The organism is Sinorhizobium sp. Y406 (genome assembly GCF_058732025.1).
Window position 1 is genome coordinate 221,955 of the sequence record NZ_CM178974.1, and the last position, 15,042, is coordinate 236,996.

Annotated in this window: 12 protein-coding genes; 11 read left to right on the forward strand and 1 reads right to left on the reverse strand. The window is 62.3% G+C overall.

Annotated features, from left to right (window positions below; all coding sequences use genetic code 11):
• Positions 1-11: 11 nt before the first annotated feature.
• Positions 12-2,111, reverse strand: coding sequence for a bifunctional rhamnulose-1-phosphate aldolase/short-chain dehydrogenase (locus tag AC4P1R_RS01025; RefSeq protein ID WP_069459522.1), 2,100 nt, complete (start codon positions 2,109-2,111; stop codon positions 12-14).
• Positions 2,112-2,309: 198 nt separating this feature from the next.
• On the opposite strand from AC4P1R_RS01025, the gene AC4P1R_RS01030 reads away from it, so the two are divergent.
• The 11 genes from AC4P1R_RS01030 to AC4P1R_RS01080 all read left to right on the forward strand — a co-directional run bounded on the left by AC4P1R_RS01030 (position 2,310) and on the right by AC4P1R_RS01080 (position 15,041).
• Positions 2,310-3,122 (forward strand): DeoR/GlpR family DNA-binding transcription regulator, encoded by an 813-nt coding sequence (locus AC4P1R_RS01030; RefSeq protein WP_069459521.1) that lies wholly within the window; start codon positions 2,310-2,312, stop codon positions 3,120-3,122.
• A 122-nt stretch (positions 3,123-3,244) separates the two neighbouring features.
• Positions 3,245-4,234, forward strand: a complete 990-nt coding sequence (gene rhaS, locus AC4P1R_RS01035) for a rhamnose ABC transporter substrate-binding protein (protein ID WP_069459520.1) — start codon at positions 3,245-3,247, stop codon at positions 4,232-4,234.
• Positions 4,235-4,548: 314 nt separating this feature from the next.
• A complete protein-coding gene (locus AC4P1R_RS01040) occupies positions 4,549-6,060 on the forward strand; it encodes a sugar ABC transporter ATP-binding protein (protein ID WP_492177305.1) in 1,512 nt (503 codons plus the stop codon).
• Positions 6,057-7,037: an ABC transporter permease gene (locus AC4P1R_RS01045; RefSeq protein WP_069459990.1), complete on the forward strand. Its 981-nt coding sequence runs from the start codon at positions 6,057-6,059 to the stop codon at positions 7,035-7,037. The genes AC4P1R_RS01040 and AC4P1R_RS01045 overlap by 4 nt, the downstream gene beginning before the upstream one ends.
• Positions 7,037-8,041: an ABC transporter permease gene (locus AC4P1R_RS01050; protein WP_151610811.1), complete on the forward strand. Its 1,005-nt coding sequence runs from the start codon at positions 7,037-7,039 to the stop codon at positions 8,039-8,041. Before AC4P1R_RS01045 ends, AC4P1R_RS01050 begins: the two co-directional genes overlap by 1 nt.
• A 7-nt stretch (positions 8,042-8,048) precedes the next feature.
• The gene (gene rhaM / locus AC4P1R_RS01055) at positions 8,049-8,363 is read left to right on the forward strand and encodes an L-rhamnose mutarotase (RefSeq protein WP_069459517.1); all 315 of its coding nucleotides are present in this window, start codon (positions 8,049-8,051) and stop codon (positions 8,361-8,363) included.
• Positions 8,360-9,763 carry an FGGY-family carbohydrate kinase gene (locus AC4P1R_RS01060; RefSeq protein ID WP_492177306.1) on the forward strand — a complete coding sequence of 468 codons (1,404 nt, stop codon included), beginning with the start codon at positions 8,360-8,362 and terminating at the stop codon, positions 9,761-9,763. Before rhaM ends, AC4P1R_RS01060 begins: the two co-directional genes overlap by 4 nt.
• Positions 9,764-10,426: 663 nt before the next feature.
• Positions 10,427-12,040, forward strand: coding sequence for a globin-coupled sensor protein (locus AC4P1R_RS01065; RefSeq protein ID WP_492177307.1), 1,614 nt, complete (start codon positions 10,427-10,429; stop codon positions 12,038-12,040).
• A gap of 35 nt (positions 12,041-12,075) precedes the next feature.
• A complete protein-coding gene (locus AC4P1R_RS01070) occupies positions 12,076-12,369 on the forward strand; it encodes an STAS domain-containing protein (RefSeq protein WP_069459514.1) in 294 nt (97 codons plus the stop codon).
• A gap of 4 nt (positions 12,370-12,373) precedes the next feature.
• Entirely contained in the window at positions 12,374-12,739 is a 366-nt protein-coding gene (locus AC4P1R_RS01075; protein WP_034851747.1) for a response regulator, read from the forward strand.
• Between the two features lie 19 nt (positions 12,740-12,758).
• Positions 12,759-15,041 carry a chemotaxis protein CheA gene (locus AC4P1R_RS01080; protein WP_225190580.1) on the forward strand — a complete coding sequence of 761 codons (2,283 nt, stop codon included), beginning with the start codon at positions 12,759-12,761 and terminating at the stop codon, positions 15,039-15,041.
• The last annotated feature ends 1 nt before the right edge of the window (position 15,042 follow it).

Consider the following 15,042-nt stretch of genomic DNA (forward strand, 5'->3'; position numbering starts at 1 on the left):
GGCAGCCTCTCCTAGCGGGTGAAGGACTGGGCATTGCCCGCGTCGACATTGATGATATTGCCGGTTGATTTCGCCGACATGTCGGAGGCGAGAAAGAAGATGGCTTCGGCGATGTCCTCGGGGAAAACGCTGCGCTTCAGCATGGAGCGCTCGCGGTAATGCGCCTCTAGCGCGTCGACGTCCATGTTGTAGGCAGCCGCGCGCTGCTCCTTCCACTCGCCGGTCCAGATCTTCGACCCTCGCAGCACCGCATCCGGATTGACGACGTTGACCCGGATCTGTGCCGATGCGCCTTCGAGCGCCAGGCAGCGGGCAAGGTGGATCTCCGCCGCCTTGGCCGTGCAATAGGCCGCAGCGCCGGGCGAGGCGGCCAAGCCATTCTTCGAGGCGACGAAGACGACATTGCCGCCGGCCTTCTGGGCGCGGAAGATGCGGAAGGCTTCGCGCGAAACCAGGAAATAGCCGGTTGCGAGAATGTCGATGTTCTTGTTCCAGAGCGAAAGCGTCGTGTCCTCGATCGCCGCCGAGGAGGCAAGTCCCGCATTCGAAACGAGAATGTCGAGGCCGCCAAAGGCGAGAAGCGCATCGCCGAAACCGGATTCGACTGCCGCTTCGCTGGTCACGTTCATGTTGACGGCGCGGACGAAATCCTTGCCGTGACGGGCGGCAAGCTGCCCTTCGGCAGCCTCCAGCGCCCCTTGATCGATATCGGCAAGGACGACGCAGGCGCCTTCCTGCATCAGCCGGTCGGCCGTCGCCTTGCCGATGCCGCCGGCGCCGCCGGTCACGAGCGCGACGCGGCCGGCAAGGCTCTTCGGCTTCGGCATGCGCTGGAGCTTTGCTTCCTCCAGCAGCCAGTACTCGATGTCGAAGGCCTCCTGCTCGGGCAGGCCGACATAGGTCGAAACGCCCGAGGCGCCTCGCATCACATTGATGGCATTGACATAGAATTCGCCGGAGATGCGTGCCGTCGCCTTGTCCTTGGCAAAGGTCATCATGCCGACGCCCGGAACGAGATAGACGACGGCATTCGGATCGCGCATCGCCGGACTGTCTGCGCGCTTGCAGCGACCGTAATAGGCTGCATAGTCGGCGCGATAGGCGGCGATCGCCTCCGGCAGGCCGGCAAGCGTCCTTTCGACATCGGGCGCGGTGGGATCGAAATCGATCACCAGCGGCCGGATCTTCGTCCGAAGGAAATGGTCGGGGCAGCTCGTCCCGAGCGCCGCCAGGGCACCGAAGTCCCTCGACGTCACAAAATCCAGAACCGCTTGGCCGTCGTCGAAATGGCCGACCTTGTTCTCGTCGGCGCTGATCAGGCCACGGATCACCGGCATCAGCCGCTTCGCAACCGCAGTCCGCTCAGCGGCTTCAAGAATCGGTTTGACCGCTCCGCCGAAGGCCGGCACCGTGTTCTCGGCTTCGAACCAGGCAATTGCCCGGTTGATGATCTCGATCGTCGTCTCGTAGGCTTCCTTGGCCGTGTCACCCCAGGTGAAGAGGCCGTGGCTCTCGAGCACGACGCCGCGCGCCTTCGGGTTTTCGAGGCAGAATTTCCCGAGCCAGAGGCCGAGTTCGTAGCCTGGCCGCTTCCAGGGAAGCCAGCCGATCTCGTCCCCGAAGATCTTCCGCGTCAAGTCCTTGCTGTTCTGAGAGGCGGCAATGGCGATGATCGCATCCGGGTGCATGTGGTCGACATGCGCCTTCGGCACATAGGCGTGCAGCGGCGTGTCAATCGATGCGGCCCGCGGATTGAGATTGAAGGTGCAATGCGGCAGGTAGCCGACCATCTCGTCTTCGAATTCAACGCCGCGATAAATGCCCTTGAGCGCTCTCAGCTTGTCCATGTAGAGCGTGGCAAAACCGTCCATCTTTATGGTGCCGACATCGCCCCCGGACCCTTTCACCCAAAGGACTTCAACCGTTTCCCCGGTCAGCGGATCCTTTTCCATCACCTTCGCCGACGTGTTGCCGCCGCCATAATTGGTGATGCGCTTATCGGAGCCGAGAAGATTGGAGCGATAAAGGAGCCGCTCCGGCTCGCTCATTGCTGCCGCCTTGGCGTCATCCCAGAGGTTGGCCAGGCGTGCGCCTTGTCGCTTGTCGAGCATCTCGAAGTCCTCCCGGTCAGTTTTCCGCGGGGCGCTCGCGCCGCGGCGATTGGTTGACATCAGATCACATGCGGGATGCAGGATTGTCAATCAAAAACGATCAAAAGCAGTCATACTGCGCCGCACAATGAAAAAATATGATCGATACTGATTGACAATGTTTGGGCTTGATGGAAGCATGCGGCATCGGAGGAGCGCATGCACGAGAAAGAAAGACACAGGATCATCCTGTCGGCGGTGCAGGAAAAGCCGGTCGTGACCGTGCCGGAACTGGTCGAACTCACCGGCAGCTCGGAGGCGACGATCCGCCGTGATATTGCAGCGCTCCACGTGCAGAAGCGGCTCCGGCGGGTGCGTGGCGGCGCCGAGGCAATCAATCCGCCGCAATTCGTCGGCCTGGCCGGCCGGCCCTTTCGCGTCAATGAAGGCCTGCACGCGCGGGAGAAGCAGGCGATTGCCCGCGAGGCGGTGGCGCTCTGCCAGGACGGCGAGCCGATCATCATCAATGGCGGCACGACGACATTTCAGATGGTGCACTTTCTGGCGAACCGCCGGATGCAGGTCTTCACCAATTCCTTTCCGATCGCCGAGCATCTGCTCAAGCACTCGAAAAACACGGTCATGCTGTCCGGCGGTACGATCTATCGCGAGCAGAACATCATCCTGAGCCCGTTCGAAAACGACGTGACACGCAACTTCTATGCACGTCGCATGTTCATGGGTGCACAGGGGCTCGGGCCGCTCGGCCTGATGGAGGCTGATCCGCTTCTGATCCAGGCGGAGCAGAAGCTGATCGACCAGGCCGACGAGTTGGTCGTGCTCGCGGATGCTTCTAAGTTTCACAAGCGCTCGAGCCTCATTCTTTGCGGCCTCAAGCGCATCACCACTGTGATCACCGATTCGGGCATCGAGGACAGGCATGCCGCGATGCTCGAAAGTGCCGGCGTCAATCTCGTCATTGCCGACACGAAGGCGGCGAGCGACCCGGAGATCGCTTCGACATCCGCCTGAGGGCGGATCGGAGGGGGATGGAAGGCGATTCTGGCGAAGCCGGAACAGGATCGTAAGGGACTGGTTTTTGGGCCTGTGAATGTAGCCGCTGCGGCTGCACGGGCCCCAGGGAGGAGAAACTGATGAAAATCCTGAAATCATTGATGGTAACGGTGGCCGTCGCGGTTGCGCTCATGGCCAATGCGGCCCATGCGGAGAACAAGAAGATCGCGCTCGTGGTCAAAGCGCTCGGCATCGGCTTCTTCGAGGCCGCCAACAAGGGTGCCCAGGAGGCGGCCAAGGAACTCGGCGACGTCGAAGTCATCTATACCGGCCCGACCTCGACGACCGCGGAAGGCCAGATCGAGGTGATCAACTCGCTAATCGCCCAGAGGGTGGACGCCATCGCCGTTTCGGCCAATGACACCGATGCGCTCGTGCCGGCGCTGAAGAAGGCGATGGATCGCGGCATCAAGGTCATCTCGTGGGATTCGGGAGTCGCCAAGGAAGGCCGGATGATGCATCTCAATCCGTCCTCGAACGCCTTGATCGGCAACATGATCGTCAAGCTTGCCGCCGATCATCTGCCCGAAGGTGGCGATGTCGCCGTGCTTTCCGCATCGGCAACGGCCACGAACCAGAACACCTGGATCGCGGAGATGAAGAAGGTTCAGGACAACTACAAGGGCATCAATGTCGTCGCAACGGTCTATGGAGATGACCTTGCCGACAAGTCCTATCGCGAGACGCAGGGCCTCATTCAGTCCCATCCGAACCTGAAAGCAATCATCGCGCCGACCTCGGTCGGCATCGTTGCCGCCGCGCAAGCCGTGACCGACGCCGGCAAGATCGGTGAGATCAACGTGACGGGCCTTGGCCTGCCGTCCGAAATGGCCGGTCACGTCAAGTCCGGAGCGTCGAAGTCCTTCGCGATCTGGAACCCGATCGATCTCGGCTACTCGGCTACGATGATTGCTTACGACCTCATCAATGGCGCCGAAGCCAAGCCCGGCGCGGAGCTGAAGATGGGCCGCATGGGAACCGTGAAGCTCGACGAGAACAATGAAGGCGCCATGGCCGATCCCTTCGTCTATGATGCCTCCAACGTCGAAGAATTCGCGAAGATCTTCTGATCGGGGGAGGGCAAATTTGCCCCTCATCCGGCCTTCCGGCCACCTTCTCCCCCCTCGCGGGGAGAAGGGAACAAGCGGCGCCGCCCTTATAACATCGGCGCGAAGGGGTACCCTCTCCCCGCGTGCGGGGAGAGGGCTAGTCCTCGGGTAACACCCGAGGAGAGGGGCGACCCCGTCCCCAACAGGCTCGACGGTCTCTTTATCTCGAAGAGAGTGAGTGCCTTGCCCAAGACGGCTGAAGCCGAAACGGCAGCCTATTTTAAACGACTGGATTGGTGGACTCTCACTTGTTGCAGGATACGACCACACCGCGGATGAAGCCGGCTATCGCGCTCGAGGGCATATCGAAATCCTTCCCCGGTGTGCGGGCGCTCTCGGACGTCTCCCTCGCGCTTTACCCCGGTTCGGTGACCGCGCTGATCGGCGAGAACGGTGCCGGCAAGTCGACGCTCGTCAAAATCCTGACGGGCATATACCAGCCCGATTCCGGCGTGATCCGGGTCGCGGACGGGAAGACGACCTTCCCGACCGCTCTCGCAGCCGCCCGCGCGGGCGTGACTGCGATCCACCAGGAGACGGTCCTCTTCGATGAGCTCTCGGTGGCCGAGAACATCTTCCTCGGGCATGCCCCGCGCAACCGCTTCGGCCTCATCGACTGGAAGAAACTCAACGCCGATGCTGCCGCGCTGCTTCAGCGGGCAGGCGCGAATTTAGACCCGACGATCCGCCTGCGTGATCTCGGCATCGCCAGGAAGCATCTGGTGGCGATCGCCCGCGCGCTCTCCGTCGATGCGCGTGTCGTCATCATGGACGAGCCCACCGCGGCGCTGTCGCACAAGGAAATTCATGAACTCTACGCGCTGATCGAGCGGCTGAAGGCCGACGGCAAGGCGATCCTTTTCATCAGCCACAAGTTCGACGAAATTTTCCGGATCGCCGATCGCTACACAGTCTTCCGTGATGGCACCATGGTCGGCGAGGGACTGATCGCCGATGTCGCCCAGGACGATCTCGTCCGCATGATGGTCGGTCGCGCCGTCGGCGCCGTCTATCCGAAGAAGCAGGTCGAGATCGGCGAACCGGTGCTGACCGTTTCCGGCTATCGCCACCCGACCGAATTCGAGGACATCAATTTTGAGCTCAGGCGCGGCGAAATCCTCGGCTTCTACGGCCTCGTCGGCGCCGGGCGTTCGGAATTCATGCAGTCTTTGATCGGCATCACCCGGCCGTCCGCCGGTGCGGTCAAGCTCGATGGCAAGGTACTGGTCATCCGCAATCCGGCCGAGGCGATCCGCGCCGGCATCGTCTATGTACCGGAAGAGCGCGGCCGGCAGGGTGCGATCATCGGCATGCCGATCTTCCAGAACGTCACCCTGCCATCGCTTTCCCACACGTCGCAATCCGGCTTCCTGAGGCTCGCCAACGAGTTCGCGTTGGCGCGCGAATACACGTCCAGGCTCGATCTCCGCGCCGCTTCCCTCGACCAGGATGTCGGCACGCTTTCAGGCGGCAACCAGCAGAAGGTGGTGATCGCCAAATGGCTGGCGACGAAGCCGAAAGTCATCATACTCGACGAGCCGACCAAGGGCATCGACATTGGCTCCAAGGCTGCCGTCCATGCCTTCATGAGCGAACTCGCGGCGCAAGGCTTGAGCGTTATCATGGTGTCGTCGGAAATCCCTGAGATCATCGGCATGTCCGACCAGGTCATCGTCATGCGCGAGGGGCGGATCGCCGCCCGGTTCGAGCGCTCCGAACTGACGGCGGAAAAGCTGGTGCGCGCGGCGGCCGGCATCGAGGCGCAGCCTGAGGGGTGGGCCGCATGATGGCGAAGCTGCTCAAGCACCGCGAAGCTCTCCTGGTCATGGCGATCGCCGTCCTACTCGCCCTGATCGCCCTGCGCTTTCCGGCCTTCGTCGCACCGGCAAATCTGGCGCGCGTCTTTAATGACACCTCGATCCTGATCATCCTCGCCCTCGGGCAGATGGCGGTGATCCTCACCCGCTGCATCGATCTGTCGATGGCGGCGAACCTCGCGCTTTGCGGCATGGTAGCGGCCATGCTCAACACAGCCTTTCCCGGATTGCCGATCCCGCTCGTCATCGTCACCGCGATGGCGCTCGGCGCATTGCTCGGCATGATCAATGGCACGCTGGTCTGGAAACTCGCCATTCCGCCGATCGTCGTCACCCTCGGAACGCTGACGATCTATCGCGGCCTCATTTTCCTTCTGACGAACGGCAAGTGGATCAACGCGCACGAGATGAGCGTTGCCTTCAAGGCTCTTCCCCGCCTGGATATCGCCGGCGTGCCCATGCTCTCCTGGCTGTCGATCGCAATGATCGCGCTGATGTTCGTGGTCATGAGCCGCACGTCGCTTGGCCGCGCCTTCTACGCGGTCGGCGGCAATCCGCACGCCGCTATCTATACGGGTATCGATGTCGGCCGCACGCGTTTCTTCGCCTATTCTCTGTCGGGTGCGCTGGCGGGACTTTCCGGCTATCTCTGGGTATCCCGCTACGCGGTTGCCTATGTCGATATCGCCGCCGGATTCGAGCTCGACATCATCGCCGCCTGCGTCATCGGCGGCATTTCGATCGCCGGCGGCATCGGTTCCGTTGCCGGGGCCGTACTCGGAGCTCTCTTTCTCGGCGTGATCAAGAACGCGCTGCCCGTCATCAACATCTCGCCTTTCGCGCAGATGGCGATCTCCGGAACGGTCATCATCATTGCCGTCGCCGTCAACGCCCGCGCCGAGCGTCGCAAGGGTAGGGTCATTCTCAGAAAAGCGGAGGCGGTCTGATGGCTGACGCTCAACTCTCTCCCCGCTACATCCCCGATCGCCTGCAGGGGCGGGGCGCACGTCTTCTGAAGAGCTGGGAGGCTTTGCTCGTCATCGTGGCAATGGTGATCTTCCTCGGCAATTCGCTGGTCTCGCCCTACTTCCTCGACCCGTGGAATCTCTCGGATGCCACCTTCAACTTCACCGAAAAGGCGATGATTGCCTTCGCCATGGCGCTGGTCATCATTTGCGGCGAAATCGATCTTTCGGTCGCCTCGATCATCGCGCTCGCCTCGACCGCGATGGGCTATGCCGTGCAGCTCGGCTTCGATACGCCGGCGCTTGTCGCGGTCGGCCTTGGGGTCAGTCTTCTGTGCGGCGCGATCAACGGACTCCTGATCACCGGCCTGCGCCTTCCTTCCATCGTGGTGACGATCGGTACGATGAGCCTGTTCCGCGGGCTGGCCTTCATCGTGCTTGGAGATCAGGCCTTCACCGGCTACCCATCGAGCTTCTCCTGGTTCGGTCAGGGCTACGTCTGGTGGGTCTTCTCGTTCGAATTCACGCTTTTCCTGCTATTGGCCTTGATCTACGGCGTGCTGCTGCACAGGACGAATTTCGGCCGCACCGTCTATGCCATCGGCAACAACCAGACCGCCGCCCTCTTTTCGGGCGTGCGGGTCGGCCGAGTGAAATTCATCCTCTTCCTGATGACCGGGCTGATGGCGGGACTCGCCTCCGTCTGCCTCACCTCCCGGCTCGGGTCGACGCGTCCCTCGATCGCGCTCGGCTGGGAGCTCGAAGTCGTTACCATGGTCGTGCTCGGCGGCGTCAGCATTCTCGGAGGTTCCGGCACCATACCGGGCGTCGTTCTGGCGGCGCTTATCATGGGCATGGTCACCTTCGGCTTTGGCCTCCTGAACGTTCCCGGGATCGTCATGTCCATCTTCATAGGGCTGCTGCTGATTTCGGTCATCGCCCTGCCCATCCTGTGGCAACGCGCCCGCCGTCATTTCGCGCATTGAGGTAGCCATGGAAAAATACGCCTTCCGTATGCGGCTCAATCCGGGAATGGCCGAGGAATACAAGGCCCGTCACGATGCAATCTGGCCCGAATTGTCCGCGCTCCTGAAGGATGCCGGGATCTCGGATTATTCGATCCACCTGGACGAGGAGGCCAACCTTCTCTTCGGGGTGCTCTGGCGAAGCGAAGACCACAGAATGGCTGACCTGCCCTCTCACCCGGTCATGCGGAAATGGTGGGCCTACATGGCCGACCTCATGGAAACCCGCGCGGACAACGAGCCGGTCGCCGTGCCGCTCAAGACCGTCTTCCATCTGCCATGAAGACCGTTGCCGTCATCGATATCGGCAAGACGAACGCCAAGGTCGCGCTCGTCGACCTTGAGCGTTTCGAAGAGATCGCCGTGCGAAAGACGCCCAATCTCGTGCTCGCGGACGGGCCTTACCCGCATTTCGACATCGAGCGGCTCTGGCGATTCATTCTCGCGAGCCTCGCCGCACTCCATCGTGAGCACCCGGTGGAGGGGATCACCGTTACCACGCATGGTGCGACCGCGGTTCTGCTCGACGAGGAAGGCCGCCTCGCTCTGCCGGTCCTGGACTACGAGTATACCGGGCCGGATACGCTCGCCGAGGAATATGACGAGGCGCGCCCGCCCTTCCTGGAGACCGGCTCGCCCCGTCTGCCGATGGGTCTCAATATCGGCGCTCAGCTGTTCTGGCAGCAGTGCAAGTTTCCTGAACACTTCGCCAATGTCGTGTCCATCCTCACCTATGCGCAATATTGGTCCTACCGTCTCACCGGCATCAAAACCACCGAACTGACCTCGCTTGGTTGCCACACCGATCTCTGGAACCCCAGGGCGGGCACCTTTTCCACATTGGTCGACAAGCAGGGGTGGCGCGGGCTCTTCGCGCCGGTACACAAGGCGGGCGAAGTCATCGGCGGCCTACTGCAGCCGCTTGCCGAAGAAGCGGGCTTGCCGCCGGTACTGCCCGTCTATTGCGGCATTCACGACTCCAACGCCTCCTTGCTGCCTCATCTGCTGACGCGCGGCGCCCCGTTCTCCGTCGTCTCGACCGGAACCTGGGTGATCACGCTGGCCGTCGGCGGCGCGGCAGCCGAACTCGACGAGACGCGCGACACGCTGATCAATGTCAATGCGCTCGGCGACCCGGTACCCTCCGCCCGCTTCATGGGTGGCCGCGCCTTCTCGATGATTGTCGGCGAGGACCCGCCGGCGGCGTCGCCCGACGCCGAGGCGCGCGTGCTGGCGGCCGGTCACATGCTGTTGCCCTCCGTGCCGGGTGGTTCCGGGCCATTTCCTTCGGCAAGTCCCCGCTGGACGGCAGAGGAGAAGTCGCGCGACCCTTCGGAACGACTGGCCATCGTCTCCTTTCACCTGGCCCTGATGACGGCGACCTGCCTCGACCTTATCGGGGCAAAGGGAGAGATCGTTGTAGAGGGCCCCTTTGCGGCCAATGCCGCCTATCTGCGCATGCTTGCGGCCGCAACCGGACGCCCCGTGCTGGCAAACCGGCTGAGCACCACGGGAACCAGCCTTGGGGCAGCCTGTCTCGCGGCGCGCGCGCGTGTCAGGACCGGCGCGGAAGCTTTCAAGGACGAAATTCCGCCAGCCTACGGAGACTATGCGGTTGCGTGGAAGAGGGCGACCGCGCAGCATGTGAAAGCCACCGCAGGCTTGAAGCCAATTGGCGGTTGAGCGGTGAAGTGAACCGCATGGGTTTTCTTGAAGACAGAGGGCGTGGGGTCAGAAGATATTTCTGCTTGCCGCCCGATCATGCTCGATGATGACGACGATCGATATCGCGGTCATTGCCAGGATTGCGGTGATGGCGGCGCTGATTCCAAGAACAATCATTGTTCATTTCCCGAGAGCGCATCCTCATGATGTCGCTTGTGCCCGGATGGGGCAGCATGCGCAGTGGCGCCCATTCGGCTCGATTGGATACCGGACGGAAAGCAGGACCGCAATGCCAAACTCTTGTGATTGAAAAGCTGGCGGTTTGCCGCCGGAGCGAATTTAAAAGGCTGGCAGCAAAGACGCTATTGCGGTTCCGCTCCACTGAATTTTAGCGAGTCCGATAACAAGCCGGCGCTGTTAACCTTCAAGCAAGGAATTAACCATAAACATGGTCCAACACGTCGGATTGGGACAGTTGCGGCTTCCCCTCAAGGCATGACGCCGTACCGCCGTACCGGTTCCGGTCCGGTATGCAATCTTCACCAGTTTTCTTGCGGGACGGACGATCGCACACGCCTTGGGCGCGCAGATCTCATCGATTGGGCGTGACCGGCTACGGCCCCTGGCGGGCCACATCTTCCTTCCGGCAAGTTTTCGAATACGCATCGGCCGGGGTTCAGTGTGAAGCAGGAAGCGTCAGAACAGGCATGGAAGGGCCAGGCGGGCAGTCTGTTCGACCGACTGCGCTTCGCCGGCCTTGACGAGGACGCCTGCACGCTTCTGCGCGATCATCGACAAGCGCTGTCGCCGCGTATCGAGCTTGCGTTGCGTGATCTTTTCCAACGTCTGCAGTCCTATCCCGACGCCGCCCGCCACTTCGACAGCGATCGCCAGTTCGACCGTCTGCACGACTTGCAATCCTCGCATTGGAACGTTTTGACCGACGCCCGTTTCGACGGTCTCTATGCAGAGCGGGTGAAGGTCCTGGCCGATACCGAAAATCGTATGGGGCTCGATCCGCGCTGGCAAATTGCGAGTCACGCGGTGGTATTGGAACATCTGATTGTCGGTGCGATCGAGAGTGCTTGGCCCAGATACCTGCTTCCCCTCGGCAAGAGCCGCAGGAAGGAGCTTTGCGAACTGGTCGCCGCCCTTGTCCGCGCCACATTCGTCGACACCGAAATCGCGGTTTCCCTGCGCTTCAATGCCCTGCGTCAGCGACACCAGCAGCAGCTGTCGGAGCAGCGCAAGAGCGACGAGACCGAAGTAGCCGGTCTTTTCCAGGATTTCCTTGGCGCTCTTGCCGACGGCAACCTTGCGGCCCGTCTCCCGGAAAACGCGCCGGATGCCTATCGCCCGATCGGAGCGGGCCTCAATGCGGCGTTGGACCGGATCCAGGAGTCGCTGGCGGCGGCCGACCAGCGTGCCGCGGCGGCCGAGTCGCTCGCCCGGAGCCTGCGCGACCGCGCTGCCGAGTTCTCCGGCAAGGCCGGCGGCGAGGCTAAGGCGCTGTCCGGCCATGTAGCGCTGCTCGATAGCGTGACCGAGCGCATGCGCTCGGGGTCGATCCGTATCGGCGAGACCGAGACTGCGGCGAGCGAGACCCGGGTGGCGGCCGAGCGCAGCGGCGAGATCGCAGGTCAGGCGATATCGGCCATGGCGGATATCGAGGCCTCGGCGGAAAAGATCGGACAGATCATCGGCGCAATCGATGAGATCGCCTTCCAGACCAATCTATTGGCCCTGAACGCAGGCATCGAGGCCGCACGTGCCGGCGACAGCGGCCGGGGCTTCGCGGTGGTGGCACAGGAGGTCCGCGCTCTCGCGCAGCGCTCGGGGGAAGCAGCGCGTGAAATCAAGCATCTCGTCAGCGGCACGAAAGCGCAGGTCGAAGTCGGCGTCGAGTTCGTCGGCCGCACACAGGACGCGATCAGCAGCATCGTCGAACAGGTAACTACCATCAATGCCGCGGTCTCCGGCATCGCTCGGGACGCGGAGAGCCAGGTAAAGGATCTCGCTGCCACGACTTCCAGAATCGGCGGCATGTCGCAGGCGATGGGCCAGAGCGCCGCACTCGCAGGCGAGACACTGGCGTCGTCGGACGATCTCCATAGCGTGATCCTGGAACTGGGCCAGACGGTCCGCCGCTTCCGTTTCGAGCGCCAGGCGGGACCGGCGGTAAGTGCCTTCTCCCATGCGCCCGCACTGTCGCCGCAGGTCCATGAAGACGAACCGGCGACGCTGTTCAGCGATGACGCCATATCGGAGCGGCGGGTCGCCGGCTGGCGGGACTAGCTTCAGGGGCAAATTGGATTTCAGTCGAGGACGAAATGGCCAGGAAAAACACCGCAAAAAAAACGCTCAAGCTCGCTCCCGTGCTGGATCTGAACGAGGCGACCGCGCTGCACGAGAAGCTCTTGGCATTGAAGGGCAGCTCGGTCGAGATCGATGCTTCCGCCGTCGAGCGGATCGGAGCGCTTTGCGCGCAAGTGCTGATGGCGGGCGCAAGAAGCTGGAAAGAGGACCAGTCGTCCTTCACCTTTTCCCAGGTGTCGGATGCTTTCATTAAAACGACACAGCTCGTCGGCGTGGACATTGCGCCCCTGATGGCAAAGGAGATTTGAGAAAATGAAGAAGAGAGTTCTGACTGTCGATGACTCCCGGACAATCCGGAACATGCTTCTTGTCACCCTCAACAATGCCGGGTTCGAAACGATCCAGGCGGAGGATGGCGTCGAGGGCCTCGAAGTGCTCGAAAGCGCCAACCCGGATGTCATCGTCACCGACATCAACATGCCGCGCCTTGACGGATTCGGCTTCATCGAGGGCGTTCGCAAGAACGACCGCTATCGCGCCGTGCCAATCCTGGTGCTGACGACGGAGAGCGACGCCGAGAAGAAGAACCGCGCGCGGCAGGCAGGCGCCACCGGCTGGATCGTCAAGCCGTTCGACCCCACCAAGCTGATCGATGCGATCGAACGTGTAACGGCCTGAAGTCCGAGGGTAGCCTCCAATGGATATGAACGAAATCAAAGAGATCTTCTTTCAGGAATGCGAGGAGCAGCTCGCAGAACTGGAATCCGGTCTCCTGAAGCTCAACGACGGTGATCGCGATCCCGAAACGGTCAATGCCGTCTTTCGCGCAGTTCACTCCATCAAGGGGGGCGCGGGTGCGTTCGGGCTGGACGACCTCGTCTCGTTTGCGCACGTATTCGAGACGACGCTCGATTGCGTTCGATCCAACAGGCTTGAACCCACACAGGACGTGCTGAAAGTCATGCTCCGCTCGGCGGACGTGCTTGCCGATCTGACGAACGCCGCACGCGACGGCGGCAGCGTCGACGGCGCCCGCAGTCGGCAACTGATAGCCGAGCTCGAGGCGCTGGCGAATGGTGAGCTGCCACAGCCCGCAGTCGAAGCCGTCAAGGCGGCGCCAGTAGCGGAGGCGCCTCGGCCCACCGTGAACGAGGAAGGCTTCCAGCCGGTTGCATTCTCCTTCGATGAATTCGATTCGAGCGAGCCGCCGACGATCGAGCCATCCACCTTCGAGATCGTCTTCAAGCCGAAATCGGAGCTCTACTCGAACGGTAATGACGCGACGCTGCTTCTTCGCGATCTCTCGCGCCTTGGCGAGATGAGCATCCTTTGCGACATGGACGAGCTGCCGGCGCTCGATCGCATGAACCCTGAAGCGGCCTATTTCAGCTGGAAGATTTCGCTGAAGACGGACAAGGGCGAAGACGCGATCCGCGCCGTGTTCGAATTCGCCGAGTGGGACTGCGAGCTCGAGGTGGTGCTCGCGGGAGACGCGCACGCCGGGGCGGGCGAGGAGCTGCCGATGCAGCCGGTTCCTTTCGATCTGTCGCTGCTCGACGACGAGGCGCCGGCGGCCGTGGCCGAAGACGAAGATCAGAGCGCGGATCAGCCGCGCGAACTGCACGACGCGGCTGTTTCAGCTGCCGCGACCGCAAGCAACATCCTGCATATGGCGCAGACCGCCGCGCGTGCAACCGCCGAGACAGCGAAGACTGCGGCCCCCGCGCCCGTTGCTGCGGCCCAAGCGGCGGGCCAGCAGGGAGCCTCCGCCGCCACGCCGACGATCCGCGTGGATCTCGACCGCGTCGATCGCCTGATCAACCTTGTTGGCGAACTCGTGATCAACCAGGCGATGTTGTCGCAAAGCGTCATCGAGAACGACACCAATGGGACGTCGTCGATCAATATGGGCCTCGAGGAGCTGCAACAGCTCACCCGTGAGATCCAGGACAGCGTCATGGCGATCCGTGCTCAGCCCGTGAAGCCGGTCTTCCAGCGCATGTCCCGCATCGTCCGCGAAATCGCCGATATGACCGGCAAGTCCGTGCGTCTCGTCACCGAGGGCGAGAACACGGAAGTGGACAAGACGGTCATCGACAAACTGGCTGAACCGCTGACGCATATGATTCGCAACGCTGTCGACCACGGCCTTGAAACGCCCGAGAAGCGTGTTGCCGCCGGCAAGAACCCGGAAGGCACGGTGCGGCTGACGGCGAAGCATCGCTCCGGCCGTATCGTCATCGAGCTTGCCGACGATGGTGCGGGCATCAATCGCGAGAAAGTGCGTCAGAAAGCGATCGACAATGACCTCATCGCCGCCGATGCCAATCTCTCGGACGAGGAAACCGACAACCTGATTTTCCATGCGGGCTTCTCGACCGCCGACAAGATCTCCGACATCTCCGGTCGCGGTGTCGGCATGGATGTCGTCAAGCGGTCGATCCAGGCGCTCGGCGGCCGCATCAACATCTCCTCGAAGCCGGGGCAGGGTTCGATCTTTACGATGAGCTTGCCCCTGACGCTCGCGGTTCTGGACGGCATGGTGGTCACGGTCGCCAACCAGACTCTGGTAGTGCCGCTGACCGCGATCGTCGAAACGCTCCAACCGGAAGCCTCCGCCATCCACAGCTTCGGTGCCAGCCAGCGGCTGATCTCGATACGCAACTCTTTCTGCCCGCTGGTGGATGTCGGCAGGATCCTGAATTTCCGCGCGACGCAGGCCAATCCGGTCGAAGGCGTGGCCTTGCTGGTCGAGTCCGAAGGCGGCGGGCAGCGCGCCCTCATGGTGGATGCGATCCAGGGGCAGCGTCAGGTCGTCATCAAGAGCCTCGAAGCGAACTACACGCATGTTCCGGGCATCGCGGCGGCGACCATACTCGGCGACGGGCGCGTGGCGCTCATCCTCGACGTCGACGCCATCGTTGCCGCATCGCGCGGACAGTCCCTCAAGCCTGAAATGACCCTAGCTGCAGCCGGATAAC

Bases quoted from the DNA above. Each gene is read 5' to 3' on its own strand.
- AC4P1R_RS01040 (WP_492177305.1), top strand. From the start codon at position 4,549: ATGAAGCCGGCTATCGCGCTCGAGGGCATATCGAAATCCTTCCCCGGT.
- AC4P1R_RS01075 (WP_034851747.1), top strand. From the start codon at position 12,374: ATGAAGAAGAGAGTTCTGACTGTCGATGACTCCCGGACAATCCGGAAC.
- AC4P1R_RS01030 (WP_069459521.1), top strand. From the start codon at position 2,310: ATGCACGAGAAAGAAAGACACAGGATCATCCTGTCGGCGGTGCAGGAA.
- AC4P1R_RS01070 (WP_069459514.1), top strand. From the start codon at position 12,076: ATGGCCAGGAAAAACACCGCAAAAAAAACGCTCAAGCTCGCTCCCGTG.
- AC4P1R_RS01025 (WP_069459522.1), bottom strand. From the start codon at position 2,111: ATGCTCGACAAGCGACAAGGCGCACGCCTGGCCAACCTCTGGGATGAC.
- AC4P1R_RS01060 (WP_492177306.1), top strand. From the start codon at position 8,360: ATGAAGACCGTTGCCGTCATCGATATCGGCAAGACGAACGCCAAGGTC.
- AC4P1R_RS01045 (WP_069459990.1), top strand. From the start codon at position 6,057: ATGATGGCGAAGCTGCTCAAGCACCGCGAAGCTCTCCTGGTCATGGCG.
- rhaS (WP_069459520.1), top strand. From the start codon at position 3,245: ATGAAAATCCTGAAATCATTGATGGTAACGGTGGCCGTCGCGGTTGCG.
- AC4P1R_RS01080 (WP_225190580.1), top strand. From the start codon at position 12,759: ATGGATATGAACGAAATCAAAGAGATCTTCTTTCAGGAATGCGAGGAG.
- AC4P1R_RS01050 (WP_151610811.1), top strand. From the start codon at position 7,037: ATGGCTGACGCTCAACTCTCTCCCCGCTACATCCCCGATCGCCTGCAG.
- rhaM (WP_069459517.1), top strand. From the start codon at position 8,049: ATGGAAAAATACGCCTTCCGTATGCGGCTCAATCCGGGAATGGCCGAG.